We start from the raw sequence: 18,077 nt of genomic DNA, 5'->3' as shown, positions 1-18,077 counted from the left end.
AGATGCGTTACAGTGTGCCTCCGCGTGCCTTAACGCGTTTAGCCCATTCTTCACGCTCTTTCTGCAGATTATATCCGCGCTTGCTTAGGTAGTTGTTGATTCTTCCTTTGTATTTTCCGAAGGTTTCGTGCTTCTTCTTAGAGCTTTCTGCATCTATGGCATATTCGCGTGCCTCTTTAAGCCATGCCAGAATCTGCTTCTTCTCTTCATCTTTCAGAGTAGGAATCATGTCACACTGAGCGTCGTATGTAACCTTTACGACGTTGTAGGTCATCACGTCCTTAACTGTCTCGATCTGAGCATCGTCAAGGAACAAAGACAAGTCGGCAATAAATCCTGCATGTGAACGGTAAAGTTTCTGGTCTTTCTGACTTTCTGCGAAGTTCTGTGCGAGTTTCTTGTCGTCGCCGGCAAGTGAAGAAGCAACTTTCTTCAGGCTGTCTCTTTCTTCGTAAATGTCATTAAGAATAAAATATCTGTTTGCAACAATGTTTCTGACTTGTTCGCCCTTGTCTGTTCCGGTTATGTTCAATGCGTCAGTTACTTTCTGCGCTCTTCCCAGAATGGTGTTAACATAGTTCTGGTCGCGGCCGTTAGAGTTTAACTGGATTGTTTGAGCGTAATTTGTTCCGAATGTTATAAGCGATACAAAAATAGTTAAAATTTTTTTCATTGCATTATCTCTTTTAAGTATTTAACATTTTCGCCATAGTTTTTCTTTACGTTGCGAACTTGATTTACGTCGCGGCTGCGTTCAACGAAGAGCCAGCCAGACCATCCTGCCTTGTCGAGGGCCTTTTTTATCTTTTTCATGTTTACAGCCTTGTCGTTTCTGAGCCACACACCGTCCGTGTTGCTTGCGTGTATGGCACAGATGCGGTCTTTGCCGAGTTTTTGTATTTCTTTTGCTATGTTTCTTTTGTTTTCTATAGCTGTCTGGAATTTGTAGAATATCTTAATTCCTTCTGAATTTATCTCATCAAGCAGCTTTATGTTGCCTTCAGCATCGAGCGGGGTGTCTATTCCGATCACTTTGCCGCGAGCTTTGGCCATCTCGCCAATTTCGTGCAGACGCCACACTATCTGCTGGCGCAGCGGCAGTGAGTCGGTCCAGTTGTTGCCGCATCCTCCAAGGGGCAGAAATGCCACGTTGGCTCCCATGGCGTCCATCGTGTTGAGACAGTCTTGTATCAGCCAGCGCCAGCTCTCTTTCTTTGCAAAACTTTGTCCGTAGAAGCCGGACATTGCAACGGCTCCAACCTTTATGCCGAAACTGTCGGCCGTGTGGTTGAAGAGCTTCACCATCTTGGGGTCGCGCATCTTGTTGTCGAACGAGTTGCGCACGCCCAGGCCTCCCATGTCCATTTCTATGCCGTCGCATCCCAGTTCTTTGGCCAGCTTAAACTCGCCCAGTTTCTGGCGCTTCAGCACCATCCAGTCACACACTCCGATTTGATAGCGCTGTTGCGCTAAAACCGATTCAGGAACAATAATTCCTGCCGTTAATATTAATAATGTAATAAATAAACGTTTCATAATTATTTTACAGACGTGCCATGGCCTGTTTTGTACTATTTATTTGAGACCTATTTGTGATTGTGTTAGCCGTTAATAATGTTTTTCTACTTCATTTTTTGATAAACAAGGCAAAGTGCCATTGAAGGTTCCATTATATATTGGGTGTGGAATAAAGCTTTTGTGTTTACATTGTGGCGGAATGGATTGTTGAGTTTCGTTTGTTGCAGGCAGCTTTTCCTGCCATAGGTTAATCGGTAGCTTTCTGTAAATGTGGACGCCGGCATATTGCTGATGAAATGAAAAAATAAAAGGAGATATGCCAACACGGCATATCTCCTTCCTAACTTTACCATAAATAAAAACCTGTAGAAACACTTTACCTGTTATGTAGTGCTTACATGCAGATTTGGGGATAAAGACTCATCAATATCCAGGATTCTGGAATTCAGCCTTCTCTTCTTCTGTCATTTCCATAGCGTCGAGCTGGCTCTGTGGAATAGGACGAAGATAGTGCTCCTTATTGATGGTTCTTGTATATGTCTGTGGTGTAACGTCTGTAGCGTTCATGCCGGCGATTGTATAAGTGCCAGCGCGCTCAGCCCATGTCTGTGTACGAACGAGGTCGAACCAGCGGTGACCTTCGCCGAAGTATTCGCGGCTCAGCTCATCGAGAATGTAGTCGATTGTGATTTCCTGCGGAGTGGCATCTGTCATCTCTTTGCTGAAGTCGGCTACATAATAGTCGTTCTTTGCATTGCTGAAGCTCCATTTACCTGCACGTGCACGGATAACGTTTATCAGGTCGCGTGCTGAATAGCCCGGCTGTGTTGCTGCACCCTTAACTGCTGCCTCTGCTGCTGCGAAGTAGAGCTCAGAGAACTTCAGAATCGGGAACGGACGTGTGCTGGCTGCATTAGGCTGACCAACTGTTCCGTTGTTGTCTGTACGATACGGACCAAGTTTCCACAGAATAGGATATTTCAGACGGCTTATGGCTTTAGGTTCAACCACATAGTCAGCGCGTCCTTCCATAACGCCTCCGCCAACAGAGTTGTCTGTTACATATTTAATCTTAGATTGATCTGCAACATCGCTGTCGAGGAATGAGAGTACGGCATCTCCTACGCTGATAAGTGAGTCGTTGGCGTTCTTTGCATGTGTCAGTGTTCCGTAGTTTGCCTGGTCGAGATTCCAGTTAGCGCGCAATACGGTTGTAAATGTACCGTCGTAGCGAGAGTCGTGAGTCTTGTCGGCAAATGTATTATAGAATACTTCCTGCGGAGGAGCCATACGTGTCCAAGGACGTCCGAGATTCTGAGTTGCAGCACGGAGCACCGGAGTGAACTTGGCACCATTGTCAGCTCTTGTGGCTGTCATGTTAGGATAGTTCCATGTAACCATCCAGCCTGCAAAGTTGTCAGGAGCGCTTCCGCTTCCGTAGCTGAGCGAACCGCCGTTGAACTCTTCGCTGTTTTCAGTGTGGTCAGCATAGAGCACCATTTCGTTGTTGCGGTCGTTTGAACCTACGTTTACGTCATAGAATGTAGGCTGCAGTGCAAACGGGCCAGGGTTCTGTATTCCCTCGAGTGCAATGTCGTAAGCCTTCTGGAAATACCACTGTGCGTCGTGGCCGTCCGGGTCAACGCGGTCGCATACAGGGTATGTCGGGATGTTGTTAGGATTCTGAAGCCACCATCCGTAGGTCAGATAAGCCTGAGCCAGCACCAGACGTGCAGCAGTCTTTGTAAGTCCGCCAGTTACGCGTCCTGTTTCCGGCAGATTGGTTACTGCAGTGATGAGGTCGGGGAATATGGCCTTTGTGTAAACCTCAGGCACAGTGTTGCGCTTTGAAACGCGAGAAGGAGATGTGTTGAACTTAAGTTCGCCTGCTCCGAGGTCGAGTGGCACACCGCCGAATGTCTGAACGAGGCGGAAGTAGTCGAATGCACGGAAGAATCTTGCCTCGCTGATAAGGCTTTCGTCCATGCCTGAAGCCATACCGTTCTCGATGATGCCGCTGGCAGAGTTGATGTATGTGAACACGTTGTTCCACAAAGCGTCTGCGCGGCATGACTGTGATGTCAGTGAGCCCACTCCTGAGAGGTCGGCATCCTTGAAGTTGCCGTCAGCGTCGTGGCCGTAGGTGTATTCGTCGGTACCTGTTTCGCAGATGTTGTAGTAGTAAGCGTATCCGTATGTGTCTCTCAGATGTGAATAGAGTGCGGTCAGACCGCCTTCTATTCCTTCTTCTGTTCCGAAGAAACTTGGATCGTACTTAGTACGAGGCTGCTCGTCAAGGATATCAGAGCATGAACCGAGCATCAGTAATCCTAACGATGCTATTCCGAGGTTCCTTATTTTTATTAAAAGCGTATTCATGGTTATTTGTTTTTTAGAAAGTCAGATTTATACCAAATAAGAAATTACGTGTGGCAGGAGTGTTATAGCCGACAACCGGAAGTTTGTGTGATCCTGTGTAGCCTTCCATTGTTACAGCCATAGTGCTGTTATCGTTACTCATGGTATTCGTCTCCGGGTCAAGACCGCACTCGTTTGTGAACGGAGAGAACAGTACGAACGGATTCTGCACTGTGAAGTAAGCACGCAGCTTGCTGATGCCGAAGTTCTTGACAGCCTTCAGCTTGGCAAAGTCGTAGCCGAGAGTGATGGCACGTACTTTCAGATAGCCAGCATCGAAGTATCCGAGTGTGCTTCCGTACTTAGGATTGTCGCTTGACATTATGCCGCCCGGTTTCGGGTATTTTGCGTCAGTGTTGTCCTCTGTCCAGTAGTCAACGTCGATCTGTCCGCGGCGTCCTGACAACATGTTGAGGTAACCGTTAGAAGAGTGGAGTGTACTGATGAGTGTACCGCCAATCTGGAATGCACCGATTACAGTGAAGTCGAAGCCCTTGTAGCCTACTGTTGTGTTGAAACCACCGATGAGGTCAGGTTCCATGTCGATAACCTGCATGTCTTCCTGGTTGATCTGACGTGTAGGAGTTCCGTCCTCGTTGTAGTCGCCTGTATATTCAACCTTGATCATACCTACGTTTCCGCCCGGTTCAAGAATGTTGAGATACGGGTCGCCTTCCTGCCACAAGCCAATCTTCTTGTAGTCATAGATAACGTCGATAGGATGACCTACGAACCAGCGGTTGCCCACATCTTCAGTTGCACCTGAAGCAAGTTCAACAAGTTCGTTGTGGTTTACGTAGAAGTTTACGCCTGCATCCCATGTCCATCCGTTCTTGTTGTCGATGATGACACCGTTCAAGCTCATTTCGAATCCCTTGTTGCGTGTCTTACCGATGTTGGCCATATAGCTGCCCACACCTGATGTAGCCGGCAGAGATACGCTCAGCAGAAGGTCGTTGGTGTTCTGTACGTAGTACTCCATCGTACCGCTGAGTCGGCCGCCGAAGAGTGAGAAGTCAAGACCGAAGTTCCATGTAGATGAATACTCCCATCCGAGTTCCTCGTTAGGCAGTGTAGAAACATAGTATCCGCGGAGGAATCCTGTGCTTGCAGGACCGAAGTTGTAAGGACGTGTGCTGAGTGCGCCGAGTGTAGAATACGGGTCGATACTCTGGTTAGATGTTTCACCATAACCAACGCGCAGCTTCAGGTTGTCGAGCCAGTCGAACTTCTGCATGAACTTCTCGCGTGAGATGTTCCAACCTACTGATACGGCAGGATATGTGTGCCACTGATGACCTTTGGCCAGACGTGAAGAAGCGTCGGCACGTACTGCGGCAGAAATCATATACTTGTTGTCGTATGTATACATGATACGGCCCATCCATGACATAAGTCCGCTCTGCCAGTAGTTCTGGTTGTTGGGATTGACAGAAACCTCGTCTGTTGCAGAACCGATATTGTAATACTGGAAGTATTCAGCCGGGATGCCGCGGCCTGACATGTATGTACGCTCGAATGTAGTCTGCTCGGCAGAGTAGAGGCCTGTGAAGTTAACGTGGTGCTTCTCAGCAAATGTGCGGTCGTAAGTCAAGAGGTTTTCTACAACCCAGTTTCTTGTTACGTCCTGCTGTACAGAAGCACTGTTGATGGCGTCGGGGTTGGTGTTGTTTACACCTGTGCCTGTGAACACACCGTTCTTTGCTGTACGGTAGTTCAAACCTACGTTTACGCGATAGCTCAGACCCTCGATCCACGGACATTTAACTTCAGCGAACATGGTGTTGTATGAACCAAGACCCTTGTCCTCGTTGAGCCATACGTCCTTAAGGTCTTCAGCTACGCTCTTTGTCAGCACGAATGTCTCGTCGAGAGGCATGCGCACCGTGCGCTTCAGGTTGCCGTTCTCATCATAAGGAGATGCAAGAGGGCTCATAGACAGCACGTTGTAGATGCTGATGTTGCTGCCCTTTGTCTCGCGGTAGCTGGTGTTGGTAGAAAGACCGAAGCGGAAATACTTGCCCACGCTCTGGTCGAAGTTACCTCTGATAGATATACGGTCGTAGCCCTGTGTCGGGATGACAGCCTCGTCGTGATAGTAGCCTGCGCCGAAGCTGTAGCTTCCGCCCTGAGTTCCGCCCTGTATGCTTACGTCGTGGCTGTGGGTGATACCTGTGCGGTAGAACAGATCCTGCCAGTCGGTGTCTGTGTCGTCGCTCTCGTCGAGAGAGTTTGTATACAGGCCGGCATACTTACGCATCTCGGCATATTTCTTTCCGCTCATCATAGGATATTTGTGGAACACGGTCTTGAAACCGATGTATGCGTTGTAGCTTACCTTGGCAGGTGAACCCTGCATACCCTTTACGGTTGTGATGAGGATAACACCGTTGGCACCGCGGCTACCATAGATGGCTGTTGCCGAAGCGTCCTTCAGAATATCCATCGACTTGATGTCGCCAGGGTTGATATCAGAGAGCTGACCCATGAACGGAATACCGTCGAGCACAATCAGCGGGTCGTTGCTGGCGTTGAGCGAGCGCTGACCGCGGATACGGATCTGCATTTCAGCACCAGGCTTTGAAGATGTCTGTGTCATGAGCACACCGGCAACACGTCCCTGCAGGGCCTGTGCGGCGTTGGTGGCTGCAATCTGGTTGAGCTCGTCGCCGCTTACGTTGGCAACAGAACCTGTTACGGCCTCACGTCTCTGTGTACCGTAACCGATAACCACAACCTCGTTGAGCGAGTGTTTCTCTTCTTCGAGTACGATGGTCAGTTTCGACTTGTTGTTGATTTTTACGTCCTGTGTGATATATCCGATGTATGACACTTCAAGAACGTCGTTTGGACCGGCAGAAATCTTGAAGTTACCGTCAATGTCGGCTACAACACCTGTTGACGTGCCCTTAATCTTGATGGTTGCTCCAACCAACGGACCTGTAGCATCGCTTACGTTACCTGTTACAGTAATTTTCTGTTGTACGGCCATGGCTGTGTTAGCCCCGGCATTCTCTGGAGGTGTTGCAAGTGATACCGCAAAAGCATTGGAAGCTGTGCAGGCTATTCCGAGTGCCAGCACGATTCCTCTTAGATTTTGTCTAGATTTAAAGTAATCCATAGTCTTTTGAGTTATCAAAGTTAAACATTAATTTAAAGTATTATTTTTTTTTTAAGTTTTCAGAATTATGCTTATTCTACATTATTATATATTGGCTTTCTTTTCCTTGTCTTTATGGCCGGCTGTATGCCTTGTGCCATGACATTTGTGTCTCATTAATATTTGTTTCAAGTATTTTTGCTTTGTTTTTTATGGTATTTTTGTTACGTGGTGATGTAAGTTTTTTTATAGTATTTTTTATAAAGTTTTCTACGTCGCAAAATATAAATTAATATTTATAAATGTATTTCTTAATGTTTCATCAACGTTTCTTAATGTTTCATCCGCGTTTTTCTACGTCTCATATAAGCAAAAAGAGCTTATATTTAGACGTTTTACATGGTTTAAGGCACGTTTCTTCTGTTAAAATGGTCTGAATATTTCTATTTTATGGTTTTTTGTATCAAAAATCATAGTACAAAGGTTTTTGATGCATGCAAGGTTTTTCGGTGTGTATGTTTTGACGTTTCAGCCTGATTTTCGTGCGAATTAAGTTTTTAGTGAAAAAATATTTAATGTGTTTTTATCCTTAGTTTTATATTTTGTTCTAAGTCTGTCATGTTTTTTCTGAAATTGTAACATATTTTTTTTAAAATATTTGAGCGCTATATTTCTAATTTTTGCCGTTGCCGTTTTCTCAACGGCATACTTCTTTCATGTTTTTGCGGCATGCTTTTGCTGTTGGAATGTTTTTAGTGAAAACAGATTTTTATTTACATCAGTTGGGTTATGGGCATACGGTATATCGGTCAGTCTTTGCCGGTTTGCCTTGTACATGTTTTTCATGTTGTATTTATCACCGATAGGTGATGCTGCTGCATATGTTTTTTAATCTTAAAGTAGACTTAATTTTTCTGCCGTCATATTATTTTTCTGTTGCTGTATTGCTGCCTGCTTTTTTTGACAAGTCAGCTAATTTCATGAGAAGGCAAATGGTAGTCAGCTCAGTATAAGACAATCTTTTGATGAATCCTGACGGCAGATAGAAGCGTTGTCATGCATTTTATATTTAATGCCTTTCGGCTGTGGCTTATTAAGGGCGTGTATGCTTATTCTTGCTTTGCTGTTTGCTGTATTGTCTGGCTGCATATATTTGGGTCTTGAAAATAATGGATGACATACAGACACGCTGTAAGTATTTTTCGTAAAATCCGAACGGTTAACGCTTCCAGAATGGCGGTGTTCATCATGAAACCGGATTTTTGACCATAGATGGCGCAAAATTTAGCGTTTTGTGTAAGTGGCTGATATTATGTGTTTTAGTTCCATTTTGGCTTTGCTGTGTATGTGTTAAATAATATTACTATGCCGTTTACGGGTCAAAAGTGGCATGTTTTTTACTTAAAAGTGATGCTTTTTTGCTTCAAAACCGGTGCTTTTAGCATGGCAAAACCATTGTTTTTGCATGTTTTATGTGTGCATATTGTGAACAATAGTTAATAGAATGGTGGATTTTATTGTTCCCGTTTAACTTATATTATATATTGGCTTTCTGTAATGAAAAAATATAATGTCCTGATTTTTTACCGTCTTCAACGCCTGTTCTTATTCTTGTCCTGACATCATAATCTATCCATGTTTTGCCTTGTGTTGCTTTGATTTTTGCAGGCTTCTTACCCGCGAATCATGATGAACGGCCGGGGGATGGCGGGCATTGTTAAGAATGGCAGGTGGCGTGATGCTGGCGCAAGGCAAAAAGACTAAGCCGTGTTATGATGTGGCGACGTGGCCGGCAGAATGAAGACTGGTGGCCGATAGGGCGTAGTGCGCCTGATGCGAGCCTGATTTAGCCCTTTCTTTTGTCTATGGCAAATGGTCATACGGGCATGATGCCGGCTTGCAGAAAGCCTAAGGCGGTATATCTTTGCCCGATTGGCGGCAGTGTATATAAAAATAATAAGGTGCACGGCCGATAGCCTATGCACCTTATTGATAAGATAAATCGCTGTATCAGAATTATTATTTTCCGTTCATCCACATGTCTCCTGTGAAGTCCTCGCTTATGTCCTTGCCTGCTATACCGTCGCATACACCCTTGTAGGCTGTCTTGCGGGCATAGTTCTTGTCAAAGATGTTTGGTGCGTCGTCAGGATACCAGTAAGTGTGCTCGTCGGCAGCATCAGAGAGAGTCCACAGTGTTATTCCGCCCTGCTGTGCCTCAGGTATGTTTGCCTTGTATGATTCGATGATCATCTGATATACGTCCGACTGTGTCTGCAGGTCGTCGGCTGTAGGCGATGTCGTGCCGATTCTTACGTCGAGCTCGCTTATCCTTATCAGTTTGCCTGTAGCTGCAAGAGTCTGGAACATTGCGTCAATCTGCTCTTTGGTTATCGACTTGCCGTCTACGTGCATCTGTGTGCCGATACCGTCAACCTTTACGCTTCCGTTCTCGTCGATGTATTTTACGAAGTTGATGAGCTCTGCCAGTTTTGCCGGACTTGTCTCCAGGTTGTAGTCGTTTACATAGAGTTTGGCGTTTGGAGCGTATTTGCGTGCAAGTTCAAATGCCTTTGTAGCATATTCCTTGCCGATGTAGTAGCCCCAGTAGAAGTGGCCTGACTCCCAGTTGAGGTTGAAGCCGCTTTCAGGATCTTCAACAGGCTCGCTGTCGCCTTCGCTGAAGTTGCCATCTATGCCGCGCCATTTAGGTGTGCCGTCGGTTATAGGTTCGTTTATTACGTCCCATCCGCTTATTCTGTTGCCCAGATGTTCTGCCATGCCCTTAATCCAGCTCTCCATAGCTCCGAGCAGGGCTGCCTTCTTCTCTTCAGGTGTCTTGAACTTGTAGGTTACAGACGAAGCCTTTGCAGGGCCGCGCTTAGCTGATGCCGATCCGCCTATTTCCTCGCCGAACTCAACGTCGTCGATGTAGTAGGTTCCTGCCACCTTGCCGAAGTTGATGAGCACTCGGTTCAGGTTGTCCTTTGTGCAGGTATAGTCATACTCACATGTTGTCCATTCTGTGCCTACGCTGAATGAGTGGTATCCCTCGCCAGAGTAGTCGCTGCTGTTCTGTGTGGCAAACTGCAGTGTGCCGGCAGGAGTGCTGGCCTTAGCCTTAAATCTTATGATGTATTTCTTTCCTGCTACGAGCGGGTCGGTCAGGTCGTAAGCCAGCTGTGCCGAATAGTCGTCGGCATCGCTTGGGTTAACCATTACGAGTCCGTAGCTTCCGTCATATCCTGCACCTTCCTGCACCTCTGTTGTAGAGCTGTTGCCCCAGCTGCTCCAGTGGTCTTTTGTGCCGCTCTCGAAGTCGCCGTTCTGAATGACGTTGGCGATGTCGCTTCCCGGAGTAACCTCCACCGTAGGTGCGATGAGCGATTTCAGATATGTCTGGTTCTGCTGGGTGTGCCATATAAAGTTGTGGCCGTATATGTCAATGTCTGAAGGCACCTTTGCCAGGAATGCGTCAATCGTGGTGAACTTAAGGCTACCGTCGTTCTGAACAACTGAGCCGTGCTTCATGGCGTTGCCTGTAACAAACTGCTGGAAGTTGTCGTTACATCTGTTCACATAGGCTGTGTCGTCAGAGATATATTTGTCTGCTCCGAGTCCCAGGCCGAGCTTTACGTTAGGCATATATTGTGCCATGTAGGCCTTGATGTTGTCGTAGTTGGCAATCTTCTCCTGGAGTGAGAGTGGAATCTCGTCTGATACAACCGGATAATGTCCGTCCGGCGTGTGCCAGTCCATCTTCTCGTCGTAGCATCCTGTGAGGAGTAACGGGGCTGCCAGCACCGGTATGATTATTTTATTCAGTTTCATGATATTACTTTTTTGTTGTTTTGTTTTTTTTATTCTGCTCCGGTGTTTTTGTTCGCACCGGAGCAGGCGGTGTATTGTTTATTCTTCTTCGTCGGGGAAGTCTGATATTACTTCGCTCTTGCAGGGCACTACACGCCAGTTGTCGATGTAGATGTGCTGCTTGAAGATTGTGGCTGTTACGCTAAGACCGTCGAACACGAAGTCGGTGTTGACAAAGCCCATTCCGAAGTTGCGGTATGTGGCTGCATTGCGGTCTTCAACAACTTCTCTGAATGTGGGCGACTTGCCTTCTTCAATCTCGCTTGCATATTTCTTGAACTCGCTGAACGGTATTGTAACAGTCTGCCATCCGGCTGTCTTGAACGGAATGGCCTTGCCGTCCTGTATCCAAGGGCAGTAGAAGGCTGTCTGCTTGCCGTCGGCATCATCGTCAGAACCTATACCGCCGAAGTTGAAGTTGTTCATGAGGCAGAGCTGTATGTGGCCTGTGCCTACCCATGCTTCAGGAACGTAGATGTCAAACTGGAAGGCTACGTCGGTGAGCAGTGTTGTGTCGGGTATTACAGAGTACATGCGGCTCCAGTCGTCCATCGGGTCGTCGTTGCCGGCTGTCCAGCATTCTGTTGCGCGGCTCTTGCCGGCTGCGATGCCGTTGCTCAGCAGGCGTGAGGGCACAAAGTCGATCACCTTGCCGCGGCCGCTGTTGAGCGGGTCGTCAACCACGTCTTCGCTTCCGAGCATGCTGCCTGTCTCGCTCCAGCTCCAGAAGCCCTGGCTGCCTTCGCCGTCGAAGTTGAGCACCATACATTTGTCGTTGTTGAAGTATTCTGCCGACTTGGCTGTTCCGTTGGCACACTCTATTGTTATGGCGCCGTAGCCCTGAATGCTGTGAGGCATTACGAATGAGAACCATTCGCCGTCTTCATCTTCAGGAGCATTGGTTATTGCGTTTCCTGTTATCTCTGTTCCGTCGGGCAGTGTAACCTTTGAAGTCTCCTGAAGGTTGGCTCCGTACACTGTAACCGTCTCGCCCGGCATAGGCAGCGTGTTGTCGATGCTGGTTATCGAGGGAGATGCGGCACGTATTGTGAAGGTGTAGACATATTCAGTGCCTCTCTTCACGAAGCGTATCGTGTTGCGCACGCTGTCTGGAGCGTCTGATACGGGAGTGTCTGTGTCGATACTCAGTATCAGGTTGTTGTCTGTAACGTAGGCATTGTTGAAGTAAGTGTCAAAGCCGTTGATGTATACCTTCTGCATGCCTCTGAATCCAGAACCTGATATGCGTATGGTCTGGCCAAGGCGGGCAAATTCTACGGGGCGGTCTTTTACCGTGGCTTCGGCATCTTCAAGATATACTTGCAGCACGCTTATGGGTGCGCTGTCTATCGCATCGTCGTCATCGTTGCATGATACCAGTCCGGCTGTAACGAATGCGAGGCATAAAAGCCATATATTTTTAAACATTTTCATAATGAAATTCCGTTTTTATTTTGTTTTGCTGATAATTTTAGTTGAACAGGCTTTCTTCTGAAACCTCACGCTCTCCGAACTCATAAGGAACGGTCTGTATGTTGCCGTTGGCGTCGCTCTTGAGATACGGGTTGCGGTTCTGGTCGGTGTCAGAGTAGGGCAGCAGCAGGTTCTTCTCTGTTGCTGTTGCAACACCCTTGCCCGGAGCTACATAGTCTTCGCTGAGCTTGTATTCATGAGTAGAACTGTCGTAATAAGATGCGTTGCGGTTCTGGTTGTTCACGTAGTTTACAACCTCCTGCTGCTTGTAGTATGCACGTCTTACGAGGTCGTACCAGTACTGTCCTTCAAAGGCCAGCTCCATGCGGCGCTCGTGGCGCAGGTCTTCATATGTGAGTGAAGTCTTGGCGTTGAGTCCGGCACGCTTGCGCACTTCGTTGAAGTAATAGAGCGCTGTTGCGTCTGTTGTAGATGCGTTGTTGCCCAGAATAGCTTCGGCAAGGTTGAGGTATACCTCAGCCAGGCGCAGCATGTGGGTGTTGATGCCTGAGCTCTGCTTGTAGCTTACGCCGTTGTCGTCGTGTGTGCCTACAACATACTTCTTGATGTTTGCACCCTGAGAACCTGCATTCTCGGTTACTCCGTAGGTGTAGCCGCCGCCCTTTGTGTACATGTCGGGATAATATTCGCCGTACCATGCAACGCTCTCATGCTTGCGCAGGTCGTTGTTCTCATATTCGGTGAAGAGGTCGTAAGAAGCGTATGTGGCACCTCCCCAGTTGGTTCCGTCTGTAACCATTGTTGACCATCCGAAGTAAGCGGTGATTGTCTGGTTGCATCCCCATCCGATAGCGTCGGTTGAGCCTTGGTTCCACTGCAGCTGGAACATATCTTCCTGGCAGTTGTTGTTCTCAATCTTGAACAAGTCGCCGTAGTTTGTCATCAGCTTGAAGTCAGACTCGTTGATAACCTTCATTGCGGCCTTGCGCGCAAGTTCAAGATAATAGGTGTTGCGTGTTCCGCGGTTAAAGTCGGTAGCCACGTTGTTGCCGTCATACTGTCCTTCTGTGGTCAGACCGGCCATTGACAGATATACTCTTGACAGCATGCCGTATGCGCTGTATTTGTTGATACGTCCGCTCTCAGGAGATGTTGCGGGCAGGTAGGCAGCAGCATATTCGAGGTCGCGTATTGCAAACTCCATAACGTCAGCTCTCGGGTTTGCCGGTACAACATAGTTGTTTACGAGGTCGCTTGTCCTGGTGTATATTATGGCATTTCCCCAAAGAGATGCGATATACCAGTAGGCCACGCCTCTCATGAATCTTGCCTCAGCCACGCCTCTTGTCTTGGCTTCCTCGCTTACAGCAGAGGTAGAGTAGGTGAGGATGTTGTTTATTGTGTTGTTTGACTGTGCAACTACAGAGTAAAGAGAGCCCCATGCGTCAGACAATCCCGGGCTTAACGATGTCTCGTTGAAGTTGGTGTACGGGTAGATATAGTCTGAATACTGAGCCGTAAGGTTGTTGGCACGTCCGTCGCCCATGCCGTAGTAGGCCTTGTCATTGAAGCTCTGCCATACATAGTTGTAAAGCGGATACATGGCCTTGTCGATAGCTTTGTCGCTGTCGAAGAATGTTTCCTGGTTAGGGCTCGTTGTATTTTTCTGGTCAAGGAAGTCGTCGCTGCATGATGTCAGTGCTATTCCGGCTGTCAGGAGCGAGCCTACTAAGAATATTTTTGTTTTCATTTTCTTTCTTGTTAAAATTGTTACTTTCTTTCGCAAATACATTTGTGATTATCAGAATGAGATGTTCAGACCGAAGGTGTAGATGCGCGGTGAAGGATAGCGGCCGTAGTCGAGACCGGTCAGAAGTGCATCGCCGTACATTGATCCTACTTCAGGGTCGTAGCCGCTGTAGTTGGTCCATGTGTAAACATTCTGCAGGTTCATGTATACCTTGACATTTTCGAGCTTGAGCTTTCTTACGAATGACTTCGGAAGCGTGTAGCCCAGCGAAATGTTCTGCAGACGAATGTAAGAGCCGTCCTCAACATAGAGGTCGCTTACACGGTTGTTGGCATTTGTTGTTGATGCGCTCAGACGCGGCAGGCGTGAGCTCGGGTTGGTTACGTAGAGGTTGCGGAAGTCGTCGTCGGGCAGGTTGGGGTCGATGACGCCAATCTGTGCGTAGTCGGCTGCGCTCTTCAGCAGGTTGCTGTTTACTCTTACGTCCTCGATGTTGCGGCGTGTATAGTTCAGAATGTCGTTGCCGTAGCTGCCGCTGAAGAATATGGTGAGGTCGAAGCCTTTGTAAGAGAATGTGTTGCCGATACCGTAAGTGAAGTCAGGCTGCGGGTCGCCGATGAACGTACAGTCGCTGTTGTTTATCACGCCGTCGCCGTTGATGTCTTCAAATATATAGTCGCCAATCCATGTCTTGTCCTCTCCGATAGAGCTTCCTTCGGGCAGTGCCACCGGCTTGACGTTGCCGTCCTTGTCTTTATAGTAGAAGTCTTCTGCCTTCTCGAAGCGTCCGATAACCTTGTAGCCCCAGAACTGTCCTACAGGCTTGCCTTCAACAGTTCTTGTAACAGTGTTGTTCTCGCTTCCTGTCATGAAGGTCTTATCGATGGTTGCACTTTCTGTGTCGAGCTTGAGCACCTTGTTGCGGTTGAGTGAGAACACGAAGTTGCTGCGCCACTGGAATCCGCCTTTGTCAATGTTTACAGTGTTCAATGTCATTTCGATACCGGTGTTGCGCAGAGAACCTACGTTCTTCCATGGGTTAGAAGCTGCGCCCTGTCCGTATGATCCGAGGTACTCAGGCAGAGGAATCTGCAGCAGCATGTCCTTGGTCTTCTTGTAGTACCAGTCGAAGATAAACTCGATGCGGTTGTCAAAGAGGTTGAGGTCGAGTCCTACGTTGTATGATGTTGTTGTCTCCCATTTCAGGTCTGGGTTAGCAGTGTTGGCTGTAAGCACACCAGTTCCCCATGGCGTGGTCTTTGAAGACAGCAGAGCCATGTAAGCCCAGTCTGATACGTTCTGGTTACCTGTAGAACCCCAGCCGAGGCGGAGTTTGAGGTTGTTGATAACGTCGCTTGTGCCGGCCATGAACTTCTCGTTAGAAACTCGCCATGCAAGTGCTGCTGACGGGAACCATCCCCAGCGGTTGTTCTTTGCGAAGTGAGAACTACCGTCGCGACGCAGTGTCGCTGTGATGAGGTAGCGGTCGTCGTATGAATAGAATGCACGTCCGAAGTAAGAGAACAGAGAGTTGTCGTTCTGTGTACCTGTACCTGTTGAGGCTGTTATGTCGCCTGCCGACGGGTCGTGGGCGCTGTTTGTCAGGAAGCCTGTAGCCGTGCTCACCTGTGTCTCCCAGTGAGAGTTGCTCATTTCCTGACCGAGCATAACGTTGATGCTGTGAACCTTGTTGAAGGTGTTCTGATAGGTAAGGATGTTTCTCCATGACCAGTATTTGGTGTCAGTCTTTGTCCATTTACCGGTACGTGTAGAGTTTGTCAAGGCACCGAACTCATAGTCGGGCTCATAATAATAGAACTTGTTGAGGTTATAGTCTGTTGAAAGCTCTGTCTTGAAGGTGAGGCCCTTCATCAGGGTTGCCTCGAGGCTTCCGTTTATACGGAAATTCATCTTCTTGTTGTAGTTCTCTCTGATAGATGCTATGGCCACGGCATTTACAGGCATGTAAACGTCGTCCGGACCGTCGAAGCTTCCGTCAGGGCTGGTAACAGCTACTGAAGGCTGCTGGAGCAGGGCATTCATGATGACGTTGTTGTCGGCACCTACTTCCTGCTTTGAGTCAGTCAGTGAGAAGCTCAGGCTGGCTTTGAGCCATTTCTTCACCTGTGCGTCAGTGTTGCCGCGCAGAGTAAGACGCTTGAAGCCTGAACCTATGGCTATACCGTCCTGGTTCATGTATCCTCCGCTTATTGCGTATGTCGCGTTCTGTGTTCCGCCCGTAACAGATATGTTGTGGCTTGTCATCAGAGCGTTGCGGAACAGGGCGTCCTGCCAGTCGGTTCCTTCGCCAAGAGCGTCGGGATTTACGAATGCGTCGTTATATTCAACGATGCCCTCTTCGGCGCGTGCGTTGTGGTGTATGGCATACTCACGCAGGTTCATCATGTCGAGCTTCTTTGCCATTTCCTGCCAGCCGATGTAGCCGTCGTAGGTTATAGTGGCTTCGCCAGACTTACCTCTCTTTGTGGTAATCATGATGACACCGTTAGACGCTCTTGCACCATAGATGGCTGTTGCAGAGGCATCCTTGAGCACGTCCATTGACACGATGTCGCTCGGGTTGATGCTGGCAAGCGGGTTGTTACTTGACAAGGGGTCGTTGCTGTCTGCTCCTTGTGCGTCAACCACAACACCGTCGATGACGAATATAGGCTGGTTGGTTGCATTAAGAGAGTTGACACCACGTATGCGGATACTTGTGTTGGCACCAGGAGTACCTGAGTTTGCCTGAATCTGCACACCTGCAGCACGTCCCTGCAGCACCTGGTCGATACTTGTAGATACGGTCTGCTCTATGGCCTTGTCGTTGATTGACACCATTGAACCTGTTACGTCTGATCTCTTCATCGTTCCGTAACCGATGGCCACAACCTCGTCAAGCATCTTTGAGTCTGGTTCGAGCTTTACGTTTACTTCTTTCTGATTTGTAACCTTTACCTCCTTGTCGGCATATCCGAGGTAGGTGAACGTTACGACTGATCCGGGACTTACCTTTAATGTGTATTTTCCGTCAAGGTCAGTTATTGCACCTGTGGTCGACCCCTTAACCTTTACTGTTGCTCCGATGATAGGGCCGTCGTCATCGGTAACAAGACCCGTGATGGTTACTGTGTTCTGTGCAAATGCCCAAATAGGGAAAATGCTCATCAGAATCAGTAAGCCCAGAGTCTTACATGCTTCTTTTGCGCGTTTCATGATTAATTGTTTAAAATTGTTTGAATTTGGTAAAGTTTTCAACGCCACAAAAGTATGAATTTATGTTTAAAAGTGTATTAATTAATGTTTCAGCAACGTTTCTTAATGTTGCAGACGTGCTGATTTGTGTCGTTTTAGTGGCTTTTTACTCTCTTTTTTGTGTTTTCTTGTTAATAATATGATTTTTTATCTATTTTTCATGTAGGCTGGTCATATTTTATAGTTATATGATTTTGACCGTTGTTTACGCATGCTGATTGTTTCTATATGTTAAAATATTTTTTGCGGCAGCCATGTTTTTTTTGCCGTTTTCCGGTTATTGTGTGTTCTGTCTATGCTGTGCTTTGCAACATGAAATATGTAGGGACGCACGTTTTTCTGTTGCCTTTTTTGAGTAAAACCGTATGCCTTTTATGCTTTTATGGCTGCCGTTGTCAGGCTCATGTCCATGCCTGCGTGGTTGTGTTTTTACGTTTTGCTCATGCTTGTTCCTGCATGCAATAATGACCACTCTTTATTTTGTACTGCGAAATTACGAAAAAGGTCTAAGTGATTGAAAATGAGTTGCAGTTACCAACTCATAGTAGTAATAGGTTACGAATTAGTTAGTTATCTGCTGTTTTATTCTTCTGCGCGTTGCGTAACCTTCAAAGAACTCTTCGTATGCAAAAGTAGCACTTTAATGGCATATATTGAAATAAAAATCCAGCTTTTTAAGCTCCACAGACAAGTTTTTCCGTAAAAGCGAATTTATTCGTAGGAACATCATCA

Annotated in this window: 8 protein-coding genes; all 8 read right to left on the bottom strand. The window is 47.4% G+C overall.

Annotated elements, in window-relative coordinates:
• Nucleotides 1–7: 7 nt before the first annotated feature.
• The 8 genes from QVO66_RS08265 to QVO66_RS08230 all read right to left on the bottom strand — a co-directional run bounded on the left by QVO66_RS08265 (nucleotide 8) and on the right by QVO66_RS08230 (nucleotide 17,306).
• Nucleotides 8–673 (bottom strand): DUF3826 domain-containing protein, encoded by a 666-nt coding sequence (locus QVO66_RS08265; RefSeq protein ID WP_021854996.1) that lies wholly within the window; start codon nucleotides 671–673, stop codon nucleotides 8–10.
• The gene (locus QVO66_RS08260; RefSeq protein WP_021854995.1) at nucleotides 670–1,536 is read right to left on the bottom strand and encodes a sugar phosphate isomerase/epimerase family protein; all 867 of its coding nucleotides are present in this window, start codon (nucleotides 1,534–1,536) and stop codon (nucleotides 670–672) included. Before QVO66_RS08260 ends, QVO66_RS08265 begins: the two co-directional genes overlap by 4 nt.
• Nucleotides 1,537–1,941: 405 nt before the next feature.
• On the bottom strand, nucleotides 1,942–3,897 hold the full coding sequence (locus QVO66_RS08255; RefSeq protein ID WP_021854994.1) for a RagB/SusD family nutrient uptake outer membrane protein: 1,956 nt from the start codon (nucleotides 3,895–3,897) through the stop codon (nucleotides 1,942–1,944).
• Nucleotides 3,898–3,910: 13 nt separating this feature from the next.
• On the bottom strand, nucleotides 3,911–6,928 hold the full coding sequence (locus QVO66_RS08250; RefSeq protein WP_288172751.1) for a SusC/RagA family TonB-linked outer membrane protein: 3,018 nt from the start codon (nucleotides 6,926–6,928) through the stop codon (nucleotides 3,911–3,913).
• Between the two features lie 2,127 nt (nucleotides 6,929–9,055).
• Nucleotides 9,056–10,867 (bottom strand): endo-1,4-beta-xylanase, encoded by a 1,812-nt coding sequence (locus QVO66_RS08245; RefSeq protein ID WP_021854992.1) that lies wholly within the window; start codon nucleotides 10,865–10,867, stop codon nucleotides 9,056–9,058.
• Between the two features lie 78 nt (nucleotides 10,868–10,945).
• Nucleotides 10,946–12,340: a glycan-binding surface protein gene (locus QVO66_RS08240; protein ID WP_021854991.1), complete on the bottom strand. Its 1,395-nt coding sequence runs from the start codon at nucleotides 12,338–12,340 to the stop codon at nucleotides 10,946–10,948.
• Between the two features lie 37 nt (nucleotides 12,341–12,377).
• Complete coding sequence (locus tag QVO66_RS08235; protein WP_021854990.1) at nucleotides 12,378–14,090, bottom strand: RagB/SusD family nutrient uptake outer membrane protein; 1,713 nt, start codon at nucleotides 14,088–14,090, stop codon at nucleotides 12,378–12,380.
• 51 nt (nucleotides 14,091–14,141) lie between these two features.
• Entirely contained in the window at nucleotides 14,142–17,306 is a 3,165-nt protein-coding gene (locus QVO66_RS08230) for a SusC/RagA family TonB-linked outer membrane protein (protein ID WP_288172747.1), read from the bottom strand.
• Nucleotides 17,307–18,077: the final 771 nt, after the last annotated feature.

Origin of the sequence: Prevotella sp. CAG:255, from assembly GCF_000431195.1 — a bacterium.
In the GTDB taxonomy this organism is placed as follows: Bacteria; Bacteroidota; Bacteroidia; order Bacteroidales; family Bacteroidaceae; genus Prevotella; species Prevotella rara.
This window is presented reverse-complemented; position numbering and strand designations above follow the sequence as displayed.

What these genes read in the sequence shown, in the direction of transcription:
- QVO66_RS08230 (WP_288172747.1), bottom strand. Translation starts at nt 17,306, where the DNA reads ATGAAACGCGCAAAAGAAGCATGTAAGACTCTGGGCTTACTGATTCTG.
- QVO66_RS08245 (WP_021854992.1), bottom strand. Translation starts at nt 10,867, where the DNA reads ATGAAACTGAATAAAATAATCATACCGGTGCTGGCAGCCCCGTTACTC.
- QVO66_RS08240 (WP_021854991.1), bottom strand. Translation starts at nt 12,340, where the DNA reads ATGAAAATGTTTAAAAATATATGGCTTTTATGCCTCGCATTCGTTACA.
- QVO66_RS08255 (WP_021854994.1), bottom strand. Translation starts at nt 3,897, where the DNA reads ATGAATACGCTTTTAATAAAAATAAGGAACCTCGGAATAGCATCGTTA.
- QVO66_RS08250 (WP_288172751.1), bottom strand. Translation starts at nt 6,928, where the DNA reads ATGGCCGTACAACAGAAAATTACTGTAACAGGTAACGTAAGCGATGCT.
- QVO66_RS08260 (WP_021854995.1), bottom strand. Translation starts at nt 1,536, where the DNA reads ATGAAACGTTTATTTATTACATTATTAATATTAACGGCAGGAATTATT.
- QVO66_RS08265 (WP_021854996.1), bottom strand. Translation starts at nt 673, where the DNA reads ATGAAAAAAATTTTAACTATTTTTGTATCGCTTATAACATTCGGAACA.
- QVO66_RS08235 (WP_021854990.1), bottom strand. Translation starts at nt 14,090, where the DNA reads ATGAAAACAAAAATATTCTTAGTAGGCTCGCTCCTGACAGCCGGAATA.